20 protein-coding genes, 1 pseudogene and 2 riboswitches are annotated in these 16,633 nt (G+C 38.5%); of the genes and pseudogenes, 8 read left to right on the forward strand and 13 right to left on the reverse strand.

Going from position 1 to position 16,633, the window contains the following annotated elements; genetic code table 11:
• Nucleotides 1-111: 111 nt before the first annotated feature.
• The 4 genes from ACFSY7_RS12050 to ACFSY7_RS12065 all read right to left on the reverse strand — a co-directional run bounded on the left by ACFSY7_RS12050 (nucleotide 112) and on the right by ACFSY7_RS12065 (nucleotide 4,541).
• Nucleotides 112-957, reverse strand: coding sequence for a DegV family protein (locus tag ACFSY7_RS12050; protein WP_126991596.1), 846 nt, complete (start codon nucleotides 955-957; stop codon nucleotides 112-114).
• A 974-nt stretch (nucleotides 958-1,931) separates the two neighbouring features.
• Nucleotides 1,932-2,636: a class I SAM-dependent methyltransferase gene (locus tag ACFSY7_RS12055; protein WP_380148008.1), complete on the reverse strand. Its 705-nt coding sequence runs from the start codon at nucleotides 2,634-2,636 to the stop codon at nucleotides 1,932-1,934.
• A gap of 98 nt (nucleotides 2,637-2,734) precedes the next feature.
• On the reverse strand, nucleotides 2,735-4,009 hold the full coding sequence (locus tag ACFSY7_RS12060; protein ID WP_380148009.1) for an HNH endonuclease: 1,275 nt from the start codon (nucleotides 4,007-4,009) through the stop codon (nucleotides 2,735-2,737).
• Between the two features lie 277 nt (nucleotides 4,010-4,286).
• Nucleotides 4,287-4,541: an aminoglycoside 6-adenylyltransferase gene (locus ACFSY7_RS12065; protein WP_380148010.1), complete on the reverse strand. Its 255-nt coding sequence runs from the start codon at nucleotides 4,539-4,541 to the stop codon at nucleotides 4,287-4,289.
• Here ACFSY7_RS12065 and ACFSY7_RS12070 point away from each other — a divergent pair.
• Entirely contained in the window at nucleotides 4,530-5,123 is a 594-nt protein-coding gene (locus ACFSY7_RS12070; RefSeq protein WP_380148023.1) for an HAD family hydrolase, read from the forward strand. The genes ACFSY7_RS12065 and ACFSY7_RS12070 overlap by 12 nt on opposite strands.
• Before the next feature lie 115 nt (nucleotides 5,124-5,238).
• A complete protein-coding gene (locus ACFSY7_RS12075) occupies nucleotides 5,239-5,652 on the forward strand; it encodes a GNAT family N-acetyltransferase (RefSeq protein WP_380148011.1) in 414 nt (137 codons plus the stop codon).
• A gap of 102 nt (nucleotides 5,653-5,754) precedes the next feature.
• Here the strand turns inward: ACFSY7_RS12075 and ACFSY7_RS12080 are convergent, their stop codons facing one another.
• Complete coding sequence (locus ACFSY7_RS12080) at nucleotides 5,755-6,237, reverse strand: DedA family protein (RefSeq protein ID WP_126991588.1); 483 nt, start codon at nucleotides 6,235-6,237, stop codon at nucleotides 5,755-5,757.
• A gap of 272 nt (nucleotides 6,238-6,509) precedes the next feature.
• On the opposite strand from ACFSY7_RS12080, the gene ACFSY7_RS12085 reads away from it, so the two are divergent.
• Together ACFSY7_RS12085 and ACFSY7_RS12090 are read left to right on the forward strand one after the other, a co-directional pair.
• A complete protein-coding gene (locus ACFSY7_RS12085) occupies nucleotides 6,510-7,019 on the forward strand; it encodes a YwhD family protein (protein WP_380148012.1) in 510 nt (169 codons plus the stop codon).
• A 1-nt stretch (nucleotide 7,020) separates the two neighbouring features.
• Nucleotides 7,021-7,257, forward strand: coding sequence for an indolepyruvate ferredoxin oxidoreductase subunit alpha (locus ACFSY7_RS12090; protein WP_380148013.1), 237 nt, complete (start codon nucleotides 7,021-7,023; stop codon nucleotides 7,255-7,257).
• 212 nt (nucleotides 7,258-7,469) lie between these two features.
• On the opposite strand, the gene ACFSY7_RS12095 is transcribed toward ACFSY7_RS12090, so the two are convergent.
• Nucleotides 7,470-7,979, reverse strand: coding sequence for an SH3 domain-containing protein (locus ACFSY7_RS12095; protein WP_380148014.1), 510 nt, complete (start codon nucleotides 7,977-7,979; stop codon nucleotides 7,470-7,472).
• 185 nt (nucleotides 7,980-8,164) lie between these two features.
• On the opposite strand from ACFSY7_RS12095, the gene ACFSY7_RS12100 reads away from it, so the two are divergent.
• Both ACFSY7_RS12100 and ACFSY7_RS12105 read left to right on the forward strand, forming a co-directional pair.
• The gene (locus ACFSY7_RS12100; protein WP_380148015.1) at nucleotides 8,165-8,515 is read left to right on the forward strand and encodes an RNA-guided endonuclease InsQ/TnpB family protein; all 351 of its coding nucleotides are present in this window, start codon (nucleotides 8,165-8,167) and stop codon (nucleotides 8,513-8,515) included.
• Nucleotides 8,516-8,592: 77 nt separating this feature from the next.
• A complete protein-coding gene (locus tag ACFSY7_RS12105; RefSeq protein WP_126991583.1) occupies nucleotides 8,593-8,805 on the forward strand; it encodes a helix-turn-helix transcriptional regulator in 213 nt (70 codons plus the stop codon).
• Nucleotides 8,806-8,992: 187 nt separating this feature from the next.
• On the opposite strand, the gene ACFSY7_RS12110 is transcribed toward ACFSY7_RS12105, so the two are convergent.
• The 7 genes and pseudogenes from ACFSY7_RS12110 to ACFSY7_RS12140 all read right to left on the reverse strand — a co-directional run.
• The gene (locus ACFSY7_RS12110; protein ID WP_380148016.1) at nucleotides 8,993-9,781 is read right to left on the reverse strand and encodes an ABC transporter ATP-binding protein; all 789 of its coding nucleotides are present in this window, start codon (nucleotides 9,779-9,781) and stop codon (nucleotides 8,993-8,995) included.
• Entirely contained in the window at nucleotides 9,778-10,509 is a 732-nt protein-coding gene (locus ACFSY7_RS12115) for an ABC transporter ATP-binding protein (RefSeq protein ID WP_380148017.1), read from the reverse strand. Before ACFSY7_RS12115 ends, ACFSY7_RS12110 begins: the two co-directional genes overlap by 4 nt.
• Nucleotides 10,506-11,288 (reverse strand): ABC transporter permease subunit, encoded by a 783-nt coding sequence (locus ACFSY7_RS12120; protein ID WP_380148018.1) that lies wholly within the window; start codon nucleotides 11,286-11,288, stop codon nucleotides 10,506-10,508. The genes ACFSY7_RS12115 and ACFSY7_RS12120 overlap by 4 nt, the downstream gene beginning before the upstream one ends.
• On the reverse strand, nucleotides 11,285-12,223 hold the full coding sequence (locus ACFSY7_RS12125) for an ABC transporter permease (RefSeq protein WP_380148019.1): 939 nt from the start codon (nucleotides 12,221-12,223) through the stop codon (nucleotides 11,285-11,287). Before ACFSY7_RS12125 ends, ACFSY7_RS12120 begins: the two co-directional genes overlap by 4 nt.
• 58 nt (nucleotides 12,224-12,281) lie before the next feature.
• A complete protein-coding gene (gene nikA / locus ACFSY7_RS12130) occupies nucleotides 12,282-13,892 on the reverse strand; it encodes a nickel ABC transporter substrate-binding protein (protein WP_380148020.1) in 1,611 nt (536 codons plus the stop codon).
• A 143-nt stretch (nucleotides 13,893-14,035) separates the two neighbouring features.
• Nucleotides 14,036-14,180: riboswitch (cobalamin riboswitch) on the reverse strand.
• A gap of 138 nt (nucleotides 14,181-14,318) precedes the next feature.
• Nucleotides 14,319-14,498 carry a hypothetical protein gene (locus tag ACFSY7_RS12135; RefSeq protein WP_139994240.1) on the reverse strand — a complete coding sequence of 60 codons (180 nt, stop codon included), beginning with the start codon at nucleotides 14,496-14,498 and terminating at the stop codon, nucleotides 14,319-14,321.
• A 157-nt stretch (nucleotides 14,499-14,655) separates the two neighbouring features.
• Nucleotides 14,656-14,833: riboswitch (cobalamin riboswitch) on the reverse strand.
• A gap of 27 nt (nucleotides 14,834-14,860) precedes the next feature.
• Nucleotides 14,861-14,974, reverse strand: a pseudogene (locus ACFSY7_RS12140) (AsnC family transcriptional regulator); the annotation flags it as partial.
• An 11-nt stretch (nucleotides 14,975-14,985) separates the two neighbouring features.
• On the opposite strand from ACFSY7_RS12140, the gene ACFSY7_RS12145 reads away from it, so the two are divergent.
• Nucleotides 14,986-15,210, forward strand: coding sequence for a hypothetical protein (locus ACFSY7_RS12145; protein WP_380148021.1), 225 nt, complete (start codon nucleotides 14,986-14,988; stop codon nucleotides 15,208-15,210).
• Between the two features lie 129 nt (nucleotides 15,211-15,339).
• Nucleotides 15,340-15,489, forward strand: a complete 150-nt coding sequence (locus tag ACFSY7_RS12150; protein ID WP_380148022.1) for a DUF6877 family protein — start codon at nucleotides 15,340-15,342, stop codon at nucleotides 15,487-15,489.
• The last annotated feature ends 1,144 nt before the right edge of the window (nucleotides 15,490-16,633 follow it).

Genomic DNA, 16,633 nt, shown 5'->3' on the forward strand with positions numbered 1-16,633 from the left:
TCTTTTTATTCTATACAAAAACAAAAAAATTACAGATAAAAAGGACTTCGGCATCTTCATTTGCCGAAGTCCTTTCTTTAGCTAGGGTTTTGTCCCAGCCTCTTTACAACGCTATTCTCGTACCCACGCAAGACCAATCGTACCTTCGCCTGCATGAACACCTACTGCTGCTGATAATGGTGTTTTCATAAAATGAATGGCTGGATAGCTCGCTTCAAGCTCACTTTGCCATTTCGTTACTTCTTCATCATTGTTGCAATGAATAATCGCTACGTCTTTTACATCTGACTTCGCAATCGCCGCATCTAATTTTTCCATAACGGCTTTTTTCGCACGCTTTGTCGCACGTACTTTATGGATAACATTGCATACACCCTCATCATCATACGCAATAACTAATTTCATATTTAATAAATTGCTTAAAAACATCGCTGTCCCTGACACACGACCACTCTTATGCAAATTTTCTAAGCTCGCTGGAATAAACGCGAGCTCCGAGCGAGTCACCATCTCCTCAATCAATGACACAATGGCCTCAGGAGATTTACCTGCTGCCGCAAGCTCTATACCATACTCAAGCATACGCTGCATTGGGTACGAGCCAATTTTTGCATTGATTGGATATGTTTTAAATCCAGCCTGCTCAGCAGCCATCGTCGCGCTCGCAAAAGTACCTGATTGCTTCGCTGATGTGTGAACCGCAATCGCACAATCGTAGCCCTCCGCCTTTAATTGTTCGTATAATGCCACATGTTCTCCAAAGCTCGGCTGTGATGTTTTCGGATGCTTTGCTGCTGTACGTAATTTCTCATAAAACTGCTGCTCCGTCATATCAATGGTTTCACGCAAGGCGCCCTCTTCAAAAACAACGTTCAGTGGCAAGACGTGAATGGCGTGGTCTTTAATAAATTGTGCGCTCAAGAAGGCAGCTGTATCTGTAATCCAAGCAATTTTCATTTCAGTAACTCCTCATATTCTCTAGATAACTCCATGATATTTTCTGAAAGCGTTTTCCTATAGTGACAAATGTCATGTCATGTTAGTTGTCTATTTTTACCGTTATTTTTTAGACATTTTTAATTAGTCGATTTGCGATTTCTATTAAATAAAAAAAGCACTATTCCCAAACAACTTCATCGTTTAAAGCAAATTCTAATGCGTTTAAGCAGTATTTCAGTCCATTTCACTCGTCAAGCGACAGCCTATCCGTTTTCTAAAAATTTTCAGCATTATTTGTATGACAAAATTACATAGCAGCAAATGAATGATTAGAAATCGCTCATTCTCTCAAGAAGCGGGTTTTGAATACAACATATTCAAAAATAAGTGCCAACGCACAACTATTGTCTGATGAAACGAGCAGCTTTTATTAATGATTTTGCATAATCCGTCAACAAAAACAGTTATTTTGCGACACGCAAGCAAATAATAACTATTTTTGATTCCCGAAAAAGGGATTTTTATGCTAAACCAGCGGCTCTAAGGGGCCATTTCGAGCAAAAAGCAGCCCCTTTTTTTCACTTCAAAAAGCAAAATTCGCTCGCATAATAAAATTTATTGAAAAAACGACAATCAGACAATTTCGTCCGCTAATCGCCATATCCTTCGTGTGAAAAAGCCCCTTAAAAGTGCAAAAACGGGCAAAAAACACCCGCTAGAGACGCCGTAAAGGATGCTTTTTACTAGCTCTTCAGACAAAATAATTGTAACTATCGCCAAATATATAATAATGATTTGCGATACTAATCCTTAAAAGCAAATGACTAACACAAATACAGGTCATTTCACTTATGCCTTGCACTTATTTAAAAATATGTCGTAGCTAAAACACGCTCCTTGGGGTGATCGGCCATTCGCAATCACTCGATTCAAATTGTTAGCAGTCACTTTAATGGAAACAAAAAAGGACTCCAAAACGGAATCCTTTTACGCTATAACGTTTTTTGTGCAATAAAGACAACATTTTCTGAATGGCTATCTGCGGTACGCCAAGTGAAATCACCGTACACTTCTACATGAAAACCTACTTCCTCTAGTGATGCTTGCCACACATCAATTGGACGAAACCGCAAGTGTAAATCAACGGATTCAATTTCCTGCTCTCCATCAAATACCGCTTCATTAAATGAAAAAATCTCATTTTTATAGCCGCCATATGTTGTATGAACCTCATAGGTTTTGTCATTTACATGCGCGATATCTGGTGAGCTATCACGCATCCACTGCTCCCATATACGCACAGTAGGATTTCGCGTATCAAATACGAAGCGACCACCTGGCTTCAGTGAACGATATGCATCTTCTACGACCTGCTGCCAGGCTTCATCCGTTAAAAATACTTGCGATACATTAGCTGTCATTACGACCAAATCATACGCCGCTGTTTCAAGCGTCGTACTATCGCCCACACGCCATGTGACGTTTTCTGCATGTGGCTTTGTTTGTGCAACAGCCAATGCCTCCTCGTTTGGATCAATGCCAATCACTTTCGAATCTTCTGCAAAGCGTAAAGTCAATCGGCCTGTCCCACAACCAAGGTCAGCCATCGTTTCTGGTTCATAGCGTTTTACAAGTCCACTAAAAAAATCATCATCTTTTGCCCAGCGATTGAGCACATCATATACTAACGGAATCATTTTGTCGCCCCCATTCTTTTCTCCATTATTTTACAATGAAACAATAGTTTATTCCAATAAAAAACGAGCAACCATTTTGTGATGATTGCTCGTTTTTATTAATATAATAAACTGATAAACGTATCAAAATCTTTTGCGACAAATGATAAATTATTGCGTCTCATAAATAATTCCACTGCCTCTAGATCATTATCAAAGTCTTCTAATAAATACTCCTCTGGCACCGCTTCCTCGTGTCGCCAAAAGACAATCTGTGGATGTATATCCTCCTCTGAAGTGTAACAGAAACATATTAAATTACCAAATGGGTCAATCGCAAATGGTACAATCCCTGCCGGAAGGATACGAGGTCCTGCCAGTCTATACATAAAGAGCATGATGCTTTCATTTCCCTTGACTGATAAAAAATTACCAAATACACGTTCATAGCCATTTACCTGGAAGCGATAAAGAGAAAGATTGGAAACATGATGTTTTGAAAATACTACTTTAAACATTTCTGGTAAATGAACAACTAAGTCCTGCTCAATCTCTCTAACTGACGCAATTGGTACTTCGTCATTTGAATCAATAAAGGACACGGTTTCATCAGAATACTGCGGCTCAACAGGCTGTTCTTTATGGCCCCATATAATACGTCCACCGACATGTGGAACTGTATGAAAAGCGGAACTAACGAGCTCCATTTTTCCTGAGACCTCATGATGATGCCACACTAATTCGTGAATTTTCAATTTTCCTTGTTGGATATCCGCTAACTGACGCGCAGTAAAAATATCCTTTGATAGCTCACCTGAATCAAGCGCTTGCTGTAGTTGTTCAACGCAGGCCTGTGCTTGCATTAAATCGGTCGCATGATAGAGCTCTTTTGGTAGATGTGCGCTAAACTTTGTTGCATCGCCTTCAAAATGCGGAAAGCCTAAAAGATTATACGTCACACCTGTTTTTTCTGTCGTATCCTCTGTTTTTTCATGTGCTTGCTCCACGGGTTCTGGCTGTTCATTGATAGATTCCATAGCGTCTACACCTGCTAATACGGGTTGATTTCCTTGTTTCATAAGAACGATAATGCCCGCAATCATCGTAAATAGATTTCCTAAGAAGCCAGAGATTGTAAAATAAACTCCCCATTTTTTAGATAAACCTTCTGTATCTACTTTTTTATAGCCCTTTATCGCAATGATTGTTAAAATCAACGGCACAATAAAAATAAAAATGGTTTTAATACCAAAAAAGAAAAGCTCATAATTCTCCACGGGCTGTGTTGATGCAAAACGCATCGTCAAGCTTGTAATGCTAAGCCCATTGAATAATACAATAAATAAGCCGTAGCCAAGAATGCCCAGAATCAAAAATAGTTTTTCTGCTTTCATGCTGTAACTCCTTATTCATTCATTTATAACACATATACGCTTAAATACATATTTATCATATATAAATTATATATATACAATGTTACACATATATTATTCTGCAATATATAGCATAAAAATCCCTTTTTACTACGTATTAATAGTTCAAAATAGCGTAAAATGAAGAATGAAGTCGAATTTTGTCAGCAAAAAACCCGTGTGTAACTAGTTACATAACATGCATATTAAATGAATATAAAAAACGTCCCATTGACGATGTGACGTTTTACGGACATCATTATCTTTTCAAAACATCCATCACATAACATCGCACCGCAGAAAATTCCTGTGCGTCATAAGAAAAGGCTAATTTTTCCGCCACCTGCGCAGCAACTTCCTCAAATAATGTCATCATGATCTCAAGCGCTTCCTTCGTATGAAGCGGGTCCTGATACGTTGCTATGAGGCGTGACCACCATTCCTTTGATACATAGCGCGCCAAATACTTTTCATTTTTTCCAACACTGCACGAAAAATTCGTATCGATGCCCAATATGACCGCTTCGATGCATTAAAGGCTGTTTCAAAGGAGCGCTATTGCACGCGTTTTATCGAGCTCGACAACCACGGCTATGTATGGAAAGACCGCGTATATCAGCAGCTTCTCAGTGAACTACCCCCTTCTACGCTTACATGGCAGATGTTACGGGCAGATTATGTAGCCAATTTTCCGCGTCACTGCATCGCCTTTCCTCACCTTGAAGATATGCTGTATCATCTCACACAACAGCAAATCGCACTCGGTATTATTACGAACGGCTATCATGATTTTCAGCTAGCGAATATTCAGGCACTCGGTATTGCACATTATTTTGACGTTATCCTCATATCAGAGTCTCAAGGCATTAAAAAGCCGAATCCCGCCATTTTTTTACGCGCGCTTGAAAAGCTACATGTCACGCCTTTAGAAAGTGTTTTTATTGGCGACCATCCGCTAAATGATGTGCAGGCCGCAAAACAGGTAGGTATGAAGGGCATTTTGAAAACAGACGCGCAGCAAAAAACGATAGAAGCGGACGCTGTACTAACGGATTATGCGACCTTGCCATCAATGCTAACGGCGTTGTTTAACTAGCATTGACATGTTTAAATTTTCCAATTAAACTAAGGACAACTTTAAAAAAGGTGGTCTTACTGATGGTGAAATTACGCTAACTCCTCTACAGCATAATGAAAGAGGAGGAAAATCAATGAATTTTATAGTAAAAGAAGATAAAAATATTCCAGTTAACCAGCTAGAAGCCTTATACAGCGATGTTGGCTGGACAGCTTACACACGCGACCTTGACTTATTACAGCAGGCTTGTCGTCAATCACTCGCCATCTTCTCAGCATGGCAAGAAGATAAACTGATTGGCCTTGTACGTGTCATTGGTGATGGCTTAACAATTCTTTACATTCAGGATATTTTAGTGTTAACGAGCCATCAAAACGAAGGCATCGCGACGCATTTATTACAGCTTACGCTTGAAAAATACAACCATGTACGCCAGCATGTATTATTGACAGAAGAAGCGCCAGATGTACGTCATTTTTATGAAAAAAATGGCTTTACATCTTGTGATAAAGGCAAACTAGTTGCCTTTGCTAAAATGAATGCGTAGGCGAAAAAATAGGCATAAAAAAGAAGGCATCATGTGAGCACATGAATGCCTTCTTTTTGTTACGAACCAATAATCTACTAGCGCCAATAAAGTCTCAGAAGCTCATAAGTGACCAATCAGACGACCCACTGTAATAAAAACTAAGCACCATGAAAAGGCACCAATACTCGTATACATTGTATAAACGCTCATTTTCATATTCGATGTGCCGCAAAAATAACTAATAATCTGACGGAAGCCTGGAATAAAGCAACCAATTAAAATCGAGAGATGACCATATTTTGCCATAAATTTCTTGACTCTTTTTTTCGATTTTTCTTTTACTCTAAGCCATTTTGACAACTTTCTTGTAAGGGGCTGCCCCGCCTTTTTGCCAACAACAAAACTAATAAACATTCCCGAAAACGCGCCCGCGAAGCTAATAATCAGTGCATAGCCATAATGAAGTGATCCAAACTTCGTCAAATAGCCAACCGCCAGTAGCAGTATTTCATCTGGCACAGGGATGCCCACAAGACCTAAAATCAAATTAACAAAAACAATCAGATACCCATATTGGGAAATTAACTCATGAACAAGCTCCATGTTCTACCTCCACAAATGCCTGCAACTTTTATATGTCATGACAAGCTACATAAACATTACCTCTATTAATGGTACCACAGCTAGTAGCGTCATACTTACTTCGATGACAATTTTCGCATTTCTTTTCAACGAAATGTGCAAGTGTACACTCACCGCTCCACTCTTTCAGCCTTTTGAATGAACTTTGAAACCTTCATTCCTATGACCGAAGAAAGCATATTAACAGCATGCTATGTTGGTAGTAACAGAAGGCTAAAGGAGGCGCAAGATACATGAAAAAGATGGCATTTGCAATTTTAAAAAACGATTCGACGGATGAAGATGGTGGCTTTGGTATTGGGGTCATTGATTTAAACAATATCACACCAATCATTATCGACTGTGATAAGGACGAGGCTTACATCGATATTGACGCCTTACATGGTCGTAGCCAGATTGAAAAAAAGGTGCGCTTTTCACCAGATAAAGCTCATGCCACCGAAGAATATTATGCGTACTGGATTGTTTGGATGGCAATGGAAGTGAATGACAAAGGTCCTTATTATCATGCGATTACAGCAAGTGAAGTCCGCGTAGCCAAGTCCGAGCACCGCATTAAACTTGGCTACAAATCCTTACCGGAGCAAGTAAATTTTTTAGACCACGCGATGAAAGGCAAAACGATAATTGCGCATATGGATGCCCGTTCCAAGGAATTACTACGCGCTTTCTTGCAGCAAACAAATGCAGACTACTATGCCAATACACCGCATGACGTGCTACATTCTTTAGGAGGTGCGTAACATGGCTTTTGTAATTACGAGTGCTTGTCAAAATGAAAAAGCTGCCACCTGCCTTGCTGCATGCCCGGTTGATTGCATTGTCCTTGCCGGTATGCAGTATGTCATTGACCCAGATGTGTGTATTGACTGCGGCGCCTGCGAAACGGTGTGCCCAGTCGAGGCCATTTATCCACAAGAAGAGCTACCTGCTGATGAGCTTGGCGCCATTGATTTAGCAAGAAATTATTTTAAACCGTAAAAAAGGGTATTAGCTTGTCCATAAGTGCCTCCGATGCGGGAAAATCCAGCGCAATAAAGTCGCTGTGAACACCGTACAGGAAGATGATATTTTGCACTTTCTGACCGCACACAATCAATACTAGATTATTTCCACCCCTTTCTTGCAAAGGGGTTTTTTCATTCCTCAAAAAAAGACCTTCAACAATCAACTGTTGAAGGCCTACTACTCTATTACATGCCACCAAATGGTCCATTTACATATTTAGCGGAAATATAGCCGATTTTCCCTTTGTACACAACTTGATACCATTTTGCATTATCATAGCTTGTTAATGAAATTAATTTGCCGTCTTTATAGCTTCCAATTACTTTATATTTTGTGCTCGGACCTGAACGAATATTTAAATTCGCACCACCTGTTTTTACGTAGCCAAGTGCTACTGCCACAGGAAGTTTTTTCACATAAGCTTTACTTACATAGCGTTTTAAGCCTTTGTAAGATACTTGATACCATTTTGAATTAAAGCTTTTAATAACCGTTACCTTACTATTCTTTTTATATTGCCCAACTACTTTTGCTTTCGTACTTGCACTTGTACGGATATTTAGATGGTCCACCTGCGAATATTTCACCGTCGCTGCCTGTGCTTGTGTTGCAGATGATGGTGCTGCCGCATAGCTTAATCCAAATGCTGAAGTTGTGAGTGCTGTTGCAATTGCCCACTTGCTTAATTTTTTCATGTAATACCCTCCAGAAAGAATTGTTTTGTAATTATTGGAAACTAATTACAGTATTCTGTTTCCCTATCTTTCCTCCTAAAAACCTTTTTTATAATAAAAAATGCTTAGTCAAATAAAAGATGAATAATTTATTAATATTATGATATGTCTTTTAGAATCATTATCACGCGAGTGGTTGTTTCTCGGTGTCCATTACGTGCGAGGTCCCCAAATTTCACCCCCTGCCAAAAACACATCAAGCAATTGGCATTGATTTAGGCATCACCGATTTCGCGATTCTTTCAGATGGGCGTAAAGTGGATAACCAACGCTTTACGGCTAAGATGGAACAAAAGTTAAAACGTGAGCAACGAAACCTTTCACGCCGTTACGAACAAGCGAAAAAAGACAACCGGGTTTTACGAGACTGCATGAACTACCAAAAACAACGCCGTAAAGTGGCGCGTTTGCGTGAAAAAGTGGCGTTTCAGCGAGAGGACTTCTTACACAAGTTGACGACGGCATTCATTCGTCAGTACGATGTCATTTGTATATGACTATTTTAAATGCAGCCATTTGCATTACTTTTATTGTTGGGTACATCCTCCAAACTTGATAAGTGGAGTTGATTGAAATGAATAAAGAGGAATTATTGTTAAAAAACCATATTCGCGCTGCACGAAAAAAGAGAAAAATGTCTCAACGAGAGCTCGCCGAACTAATCGGCGTCTCAAGAAATACAATCAGTTCACTCGAAACGGGGCAATTCAACCCTACCGCAAAATTAGCCTTAATTTTATGCATCGCACTGGAGATGAAATTTGAAGACCTTTTTTATTTCGAATAAATGACATCAAAGGGTGCTCGGTCAATGACCAAGCACCCTTTTTAGAATGCGTTCTATTAATGATGTCTTGTAGCGTCAAATTTTTCATCTAACATCCTCTCCATTTCCCTATGCACAAATCAATTCAAATTCCTGATATAACGGCTCTTCTCCGTCCCACTCATGTAGAAGCTCATCCATTTCCGCTTCATTTAGCATAGCATTCCCTCCTTTTTCTTGATGGATATAGTGGCAACATCGCCTCATATAACGCCTTCGAAAAAGGATGTTGTAATGTGTGAATCGAAGTATTTTCTTCTACAATTTCTCCATCATATAAAACATAAAAGCGGGTCGCCATTTTTTCTACGCTTCGTAAATCATGCGTAATGAATAAATACGATAGCCCACGTTGCTCTTGCAATCGCTTTAGTAACACAAATATTTGTTGACGTATCATCATATCTAAACTGCTTACAGCTTCATCTAAAATGAGTAATTTAGGTTGTCTGCTAAGTGCTCGTGCAATCATCACACGTTGTTGTTGACCACCGCTTAAATCACTTGGATAACATGTTAATAGTTCTGATGAAAGCCCTACTTCTTCTAATAAGGCGCGTACTTTTTCATCAATCTGTTGTTGATGTGCATTACGGAGTGGTTCTGCAATACATTCAAAAATCGTCATTTGCGGATTGAGTGCGGCTTGGGGATTTTGAAAAACTAATTGTATCTCTTGTTGCCATACTGGTTGAAAAGAGGTTGCTTGTTGGCCACAAAAAGATAGCATACCTGCATCTGCCTTTTCTAATCCCACAATTAGCTTCGCTAACGTACTTTTACCAGAACCACTTGGACCAATTAATGCCACACATTCTCCTTGTTCAATAAACAATGAAACTTGCTTCAAAATCATTTTTCGTGGCATTTTCCCCAAAAATTTTTGACGCGGCTGTGCATAACTTTTACAAAGATCATGTGCTTCAAATACGCTCACCCTCTAGCCTCCATCAAACGCTTTGTATAAGGATGTTGTGGTGCATCAAAACAACGCCACACATCATTATATTCAACGATTTTTCCATCTTTCATTACAACAACAGTATCCGCTATTTCCGCAATAACCCCTAAATCATGTGTCACAATAATAATGGCTGTTCCAGCTTCATCTGCTCGATGGCGTAGTAAACGCAAAATTTCTTTCTGATTCAATGTATCTAACGCTGTCGTTGGTTCATCCGCAATTAGGAGTGTCGCATCTAACACAATTTGTAATGCAATCATAACGCGTTGTAGCATTCCACCGGACAACTCAACAGGGTAACGTTTCATTACGTCTTCAGCATTCGATAACTGCACAGATGTTAGTGCTTCTAGAGCTTTTAAATGAGCTTCTTTTTTCGATAAAGGATGGTGGGCACAGAGCGTTTCAATAAAATGTCGACCAATTGTTTGAAGCGGATTAAATGCACTCATCGGATGCTGTGTAATCATTGAGACATCTCGTCCCCTTACGATCTTTTTACCATCATATAAAACATCCCCTTCGCACGTCATAGATGGGGGTAACAAGCCCATTATGCCATTACAAAGTGTCGATTTTCCGCTACCACTTTCACCGATTATTCCTAAAATCATTCCAGCATCAACTGAGAAAGTGGCTTGAGATACAACTGTTTTCTGTCTGGTTTGAATTGTTAAATTCTTGACCTCTAAAACACTCATCTTATATTCCTCCTCATACCATTTCCACTTAAATAAAAGAGCACAACAATACTCATAATTGCAAGACCAGGATATAAGGTCATTTCAGGGTACTGGCGAATATATTGTTTACCTTCATTAACCATCATGCCCCATTCAGGAGTCGGTGCTTGGACACCTAACCCAATAAATGAAAAACTAGATATTTCTAGTAATACCTTCCCCATATCAAGCGCTATAAAGGTCCACAATGTATGCTTAATATTGGGCCATAAGTGACGCTTAAATAACCAAAATCCTTTCGTACCACTAAGCTTTGCTGCTGCTATATAATCTTGTTGTTTAACTGTTAATAACCAACTTCTGAAAATACGTGCATAATATACGGTTTGTGCAAAAGTTATGGCAATTATAATGTTTTTCAAACCTGCTCCAAGCATGCCAACTAATGCAAATGCTAAAACGACATTAGGGAAAGCCAGTAACATATCACAAATACGGATGAACCAACTATCGACCTTTCCACCTTTGCACACAGCTACAGAACTAATTAGTAAAGCCGCACTAACAGATAATCCCATAATTATAACGCCCGTACCTAAACAATAACGAATTCCCATTAACAAGCGAGAAAAAATACAACGTCCTAATTGATCTGTTCCAAGCGGGTATGCTACAGAAGGTGCACTTAATTTTTTCGTAATATCTACATAAAGCGGATCATTTGGAACAAGCCAAGGTGCCAACAAACCGATGATGCTAATACATCCTAATAAAATTAAACTTATTTTTTGAATCATCGAGACACCTCTTTCAAACGTAAACATGGATCTAATGCTTGTTGGGCAATATCCCCAAGCAACGTAAGCACACAATAACAACAAGCAATCATCATTACATACGCTTGGATAACTGGATAATCCCGATTGATAACAGATTCAATTAGGTAGCGTCCTAGACCTGGCCAACTAAAGACTTGCTCAACTACAATAGCTCCACCAATTAAACTTCCAAATGTTACAACTAGAAGCGGCAATAAACGAAGTAATAAATGTTGCGCATAATATTTTATAAGCGTTCTGTTCTTCACTCCTCGCACACGTGCATAATGCATAAACGAAGTTTGTTGTAGCTCTACTATTGTTTGTTGAATCAATTGACTAAATAATCCTATCGTTGGAATTGCTAATGTTAACGCTGGCAAAAAAAGATGTTGCCATGTGCCCATGCCATGAGATGGAAATAATCCCCACTTCAAAGAGCCTACATAAATAAATAAAAAGCCTAGCCAAAATACCGGTACGGATACACAACAGAGTGCAAAAAATTGCCCTACAATTTTAAGTAAACGCGATTTCGTCAGCACATTCATAACGCCAAGTGGAATGCTAATTAATACCGTTAATAAAAAAGATACGCATGCTAATAGAGCTGTCGCTGGAAGTTTTGCAAAAAGGTCTGTTGCAACAGCTTGTTTACTTACAAATGACGTACCAAAATCAAGTTGTATGACACCTCGTATCCACGTCACATATTGAATGATTAGTGGTTGATCTGTTCCTAATCGCGTACGCATAGCGTCTAATGATTCTTCAGTTGGCGCTGTGTGAGCCATACGTAGCATAACTTCTGCTGGTTCTACCGGAACAAGTCGAATCAATAAGAAGGTCAATATAGACACACAAAATAATGTTAATGGTATGTTACATAATCGTTTAAACAAGTAATACCTCATGATGATCTCCCCGTTTATAAAAAACAAAATCCGCGAATTATCACGGATTTTGCACTCATTATTTCAATTTCATTTGTTGATAAGGTAAATCATATTCTGATGAACTTGGCTTAAAGTTTTTCATCGTCGGTTGTGTAATGACCAAATTTGTTTCATATGATAGCGGGAAGAATAGTGCTTCCTTATTAAGCTCTGTTAAGACATCTTTATACAATGTAGCGCGTTGTTTTTCATTCGTTGTTGTTAAAATTTGTTGCATTTTTTTATCCAATATTTTATGATCTTTTAATCCTAATTTTGCTTCATATACTGCATTTGCATTAGGTGTCGATGATTCATTCATAAAACTATGTGGATCTGTCGGTGGTCCATTTGTACGCCAAAAATTAATATCTGTCTCATCATTCATTAATTTTTCAAGTCCGACCATGACATCTGCGCCCTGCAGCGTCAACTCTATACCTACTTTAGCCAATTCCCCCTGCATTAATTCAGCCATTGGTTTTTGTACAGCATCTGTTGCAATATACATCAATTCTAATTGAAGCTTTTGTCCATTTTTCTCACGAATTGTCGCACCCTTTGGTAGTTTCCAACCCGCTTCATCTAATAATTTTTTTGCTTTTTCTACATCATAAGAAATGGTTTCTAGGTCGAAATCCGCATATGGAATATTGTTCCAGAAAATTTTATCTGCCACCATTTCTGTTCCATTTGTAATACTGTCAACCATTTGCATTTTATTTATCGCATATTGAAAAGCTTGTCGAACCGAACGTTCTTTTAATGGACCTGATTGTGTATTAAATAATAACGCACGCGTTGACATCGGCTCAGAAATTTCCGTATGGTATCCTTGCGCTTTTAAATACTCATAGTTATCTAAACTAATAACGCCTCGTCCGTAAATCATATCTAATTCGTTATTTTCAAATGCTAATGCAATTGATTCTGCATCTGGTATAACGTTTATTTTAATTTCTTTAACAGGTGGTTTTTCACCCCAGTAATAGTCATTACGTTCAAAAATAGCATATTCGTCTTTTTTATATGTTTTTAATACCCACGGCCCTGTCCCTATAGGGCTTTTTATCGCTTTTGCTGTGTCATCACCAGCTGGGAAGCCTTCATCTCCTAAAAATCGAAATGGTCGAACAAATGCTAATTCATTTAATACAGGATAATAGGCTTCGTCCAATAGTAATTTCACTGTATAGTCGTCGATTTTTTTGAAATCTTTAATGTGGCGAACTAATCCCATCCATGAATGATCATCTTTATGTTTCATAATAGCATTCACATTTCGAATAACATTATCTGCATTAAATGTAGAGCCATCCGAAAATTTTACATCCTCACGTAAATAGAATGTATATTGTTTACCATCTTCTGATATAGCCCATTTTTTCGCAAGCATTGGTGCAATTGTACCGTCGTCATTATACGAAACAAGCGAATCATAAACCATTGCTTGTGCAGTCATTTGATTTGGTAAATAAGCATGTGGATTTAAAGGTCCTACATCAAGTGGCCATCCATATGTTAGTGTATTCTGCTGACTCGTTGCTTTTGTATTTTCATCTTTTGAACTAGATGTCGTGTTAGTTGAACATCCTGCTATAAGCCCTACTACGAATAATAGTGCTATCCATTGCCATCTATTTTTCATGTCAATCCCCTTATCATTTTTTCGCTCTAACATTATTATGAAATAAAAAACCACCCCCTGAAGTAGGGGATGGTTTTAATATGTAGTCTGTCATAAGGACAAAATTAGCATGCCATCCATCTCCCTATCTTTCGTAGTTCTGCAATGAATCTTTGTAACAAGCAGGCATTCTGGCTTATGATGAAAACATCACTTACAGTTGCGAGACAGCATAGGAATTACACCTATTTTCCTTTTAACCTTCCACGTCATTTAAATGAGAGAAGAACTTGAAACAGTCTGTATGAAATTCCCATTACTATAGCACACTATAAAATCTATCGTCAACGGCTTTTAAATAGTTCCTTTATTTCTGTAATAACTTACTAGAAGAACGCAAAAAGGAAGTAGAAAAAACATGTCTACTTCCTTTTTGTACATTTTTATTTAACTACGTCCTACTAACTCACGGCGTACAATTTCATAAGCCTGCATAATCAATTGCTGCTCTTGTGGATGGTCGTCAACTAATTCCGCTTGCATATCCTGCATTGTAGAATATACACCTGCTACCTGGTTGTTTAAAATCATTGTCCAAAATTGATCTACATACGTGTTTTCATTCATTTGTAAAACTCCTCATTTTTTATTTAACATAAGCCAAACAAAAAACGCTATTTCAATAAAGAAATAGCGCTGGATTTTTATGCATAGTCAAATAAGTGGCCTATCTTACACCACGATACTTTCGCACAAAACACCGCCTATTTCCACGTAGGCATTTGGTGTGTACTAGATACTGGCAGGTCTCCTGACTTCTCATCCACATCTTCTATGCCTTCCCAGTTTCCCAGTGGCTTATCATAAAAGACTCCGAATCACAGTTGCGGGACAGTGGCGGATTTTCACCGCGCTTCCCTTTTAAGCATGCTCTCACACGCACCAGCTCATACACGTTATGTTATTACCTCTATTGTATCGTATTTTATTTATTCAGTATATGGTAAAATACTTTTTTTCGAGCTACATGACAGCACAATATTCGTCGATGGCTTAGCATATGCCATCGAAGCATCAATAAATTGCTCCAATGTTTCAACAGAGGGCGAACTGCATGACAACATCATCTAACGGCTCACGCTTACTTCAACGCTTTACGTGGGCTACCAATATCTACAATGCCATTGAATCGATTTACTATCTGCTTACATATGACTTCTTTTATGCATGTATCTGGGCTATCTCTTTCGGCCTAACTACATGGTGTTTGGAATCAAATGAAGAGCTTGTAGAGTCGCAAAAAGAACAAAGTAAATGGTTTGAACAAAGACTTCAATAATTCTAGTACTGCTAACATCTGCCTAAAGTTAATTACAGTATTGAACAAACAAGCTCCATTCTTTATTGAATAGGGATTTACTAATGACTATTAAAAATGAAATGATTCTAAAAGAACTGAAACGATGCGATGATGCAAGTACCGGTATACGTTGCAAGAGATGTCAACAAACGCTTGCACGACTGGTTTGAAGCTGGTGGCCTAGAGAATTCACATTATGTGCGCACACAAATCAACTTCTTAAAGATGATTGGCGCAGCCAAAGAGCTTTGCGTTTAGGCTGTGTCGCATGAACTTGAATTCCCAGATAAATTTTTCGACTATGTATATTCGCAATCTTTGCGTATAGCACATACGGTATTGGAAACGTTAGAAGTTAATGAAGCGGACACTAAATTTTCCTGCTTCGTAAGGTTGTACAACGTCCCCACAGAATACTTCAATAGACTATCTAAAAAATTCAAGAGGAATACGGCGGGCTGCGTATTTCGAATGATTGAGGATTCACTTCTTTATATCTTAGAGAAGTATGGATTATCCCTCTCTATTAAAAGAATGGATTGGTCCGTATTTCCAGAACAAGCAGTCGAAGAAGATCTTAGCATCTATATAGATTTCTACACTTACAAAATATAACTACAGTTAATCTTAGGAGGATTTTTATTATGTTAATGGTAAACACTAAAGGTATCACAGGTTGGTCAGCAATAACATTTAGCGCAATTGATTCTTTAGAATAAATTTCAGTAGGGGACGTTGTAAGCTTTTCGCAAGCTACACTCGATGGCAAATCGGTGCGCGAATTTCCAGTTAAAGTAATTGACGACCAAACACAAACTATCACATTCGAGCCAACAGCAAGTGTTGTTCTGCCAGCTCGTTTTGCATAGGAGGGCTCACCATGAAAGCTGAAAAAGCCATTGCACACTAGCTTGAAGGGAAATTATCCGTTCCATCAGATACGATCACGATTCAAGGAGGGACGCTTTTTTCATATGCAACAGCAATTGCTCAACGAACAGGAGATAACGAATACATCATCAACACAACAAAGTATAGAGGGGAAACATTAGAAGCGTAGGCGGCTCTTCGGGTTCAAGTAAAAGAGATCCGAGCAACTGTAACTTGCGTATCAAATGTGCCAGTTGGGAAAAGTTCTCTATTGCCATTCATCAAAATGCAAAGAGGTGCTGTTTAAATAATCAAAAGCATGTTGTGTTGGAAACAAAAATACATACGATTTTCTCCAAATTGAAAATCAAAGGATAATCTTTTGAAACTACCAAGGGATTAGAGAAGCGAACTAATAAAAAATCAAGAAAAAAGAGGCTGGGACATAAGTGAAAATTCCAGCCTTTAATAGAGAAGGTGATGTCGAATTTGACATCACCTTCTCTATTTTTATGTATAAATTGGGAATTAC

The organism is Kurthia populi (assembly GCF_042686175.1).
Taxonomy (GTDB): Bacteria; Bacillota; Bacilli; order Bacillales_A; family Planococcaceae; genus Kurthia; species Kurthia populi.

What these genes read in the sequence shown, in the direction of transcription:
- ACFSY7_RS12115 (WP_380148017.1), bottom strand. Translation starts at nt 10,509, where the DNA reads ATGAGTGTTTTAGAGGTCAAGAATTTAACAATTCAAACCAGACAGAAA.
- ACFSY7_RS12055 (WP_380148008.1), bottom strand. Translation starts at nt 2,636, where the DNA reads ATGATTCCGTTAGTATATGATGTGCTCAATCGCTGGGCAAAAGATGAT.
- ACFSY7_RS12150 (WP_380148022.1), top strand. Translation starts at nt 15,340, where the DNA reads ATGATGCAAGTACCGGTATACGTTGCAAGAGATGTCAACAAACGCTTG.
- ACFSY7_RS12085 (WP_380148012.1), top strand. Translation starts at nt 6,510, where the DNA reads ATGAAAAAGATGGCATTTGCAATTTTAAAAAACGATTCGACGGATGAA.
- ACFSY7_RS12080 (WP_126991588.1), bottom strand. Translation starts at nt 6,237, where the DNA reads ATGGAGCTTGTTCATGAGTTAATTTCCCAATATGGGTATCTGATTGTT.
- ACFSY7_RS12060 (WP_380148009.1), bottom strand. Translation starts at nt 4,009, where the DNA reads ATGAAAGCAGAAAAACTATTTTTGATTCTGGGCATTCTTGGCTACGGC.
- ACFSY7_RS12120 (WP_380148018.1), bottom strand. Translation starts at nt 11,288, where the DNA reads ATGATTCAAAAAATAAGTTTAATTTTATTAGGATGTATTAGCATCATC.
- ACFSY7_RS12125 (WP_380148019.1), bottom strand. Translation starts at nt 12,223, where the DNA reads ATGAGGTATTACTTGTTTAAACGATTATGTAACATACCATTAACATTA.
- ACFSY7_RS12075 (WP_380148011.1), top strand. Translation starts at nt 5,239, where the DNA reads ATGAATTTTATAGTAAAAGAAGATAAAAATATTCCAGTTAACCAGCTA.
- ACFSY7_RS12050 (WP_126991596.1), bottom strand. Translation starts at nt 957, where the DNA reads ATGAAAATTGCTTGGATTACAGATACAGCTGCCTTCTTGAGCGCACAA.
- ACFSY7_RS12095 (WP_380148014.1), bottom strand. Translation starts at nt 7,979, where the DNA reads ATGAAAAAATTAAGCAAGTGGGCAATTGCAACAGCACTCACAACTTCA.
- ACFSY7_RS12145 (WP_380148021.1), top strand. Translation starts at nt 14,986, where the DNA reads ATGACAACATCATCTAACGGCTCACGCTTACTTCAACGCTTTACGTGG.
- ACFSY7_RS12105 (WP_126991583.1), top strand. Translation starts at nt 8,593, where the DNA reads ATGAATAAAGAGGAATTATTGTTAAAAAACCATATTCGCGCTGCACGA.
- ACFSY7_RS12090 (WP_380148013.1), top strand. Translation starts at nt 7,021, where the DNA reads ATGGCTTTTGTAATTACGAGTGCTTGTCAAAATGAAAAAGCTGCCACC.
- nikA (WP_380148020.1), bottom strand. Translation starts at nt 13,892, where the DNA reads ATGAAAAATAGATGGCAATGGATAGCACTATTATTCGTAGTAGGGCTT.
- ACFSY7_RS12135 (WP_139994240.1), bottom strand. Translation starts at nt 14,498, where the DNA reads ATGAATGAAAACACGTATGTAGATCAATTTTGGACAATGATTTTAAAC.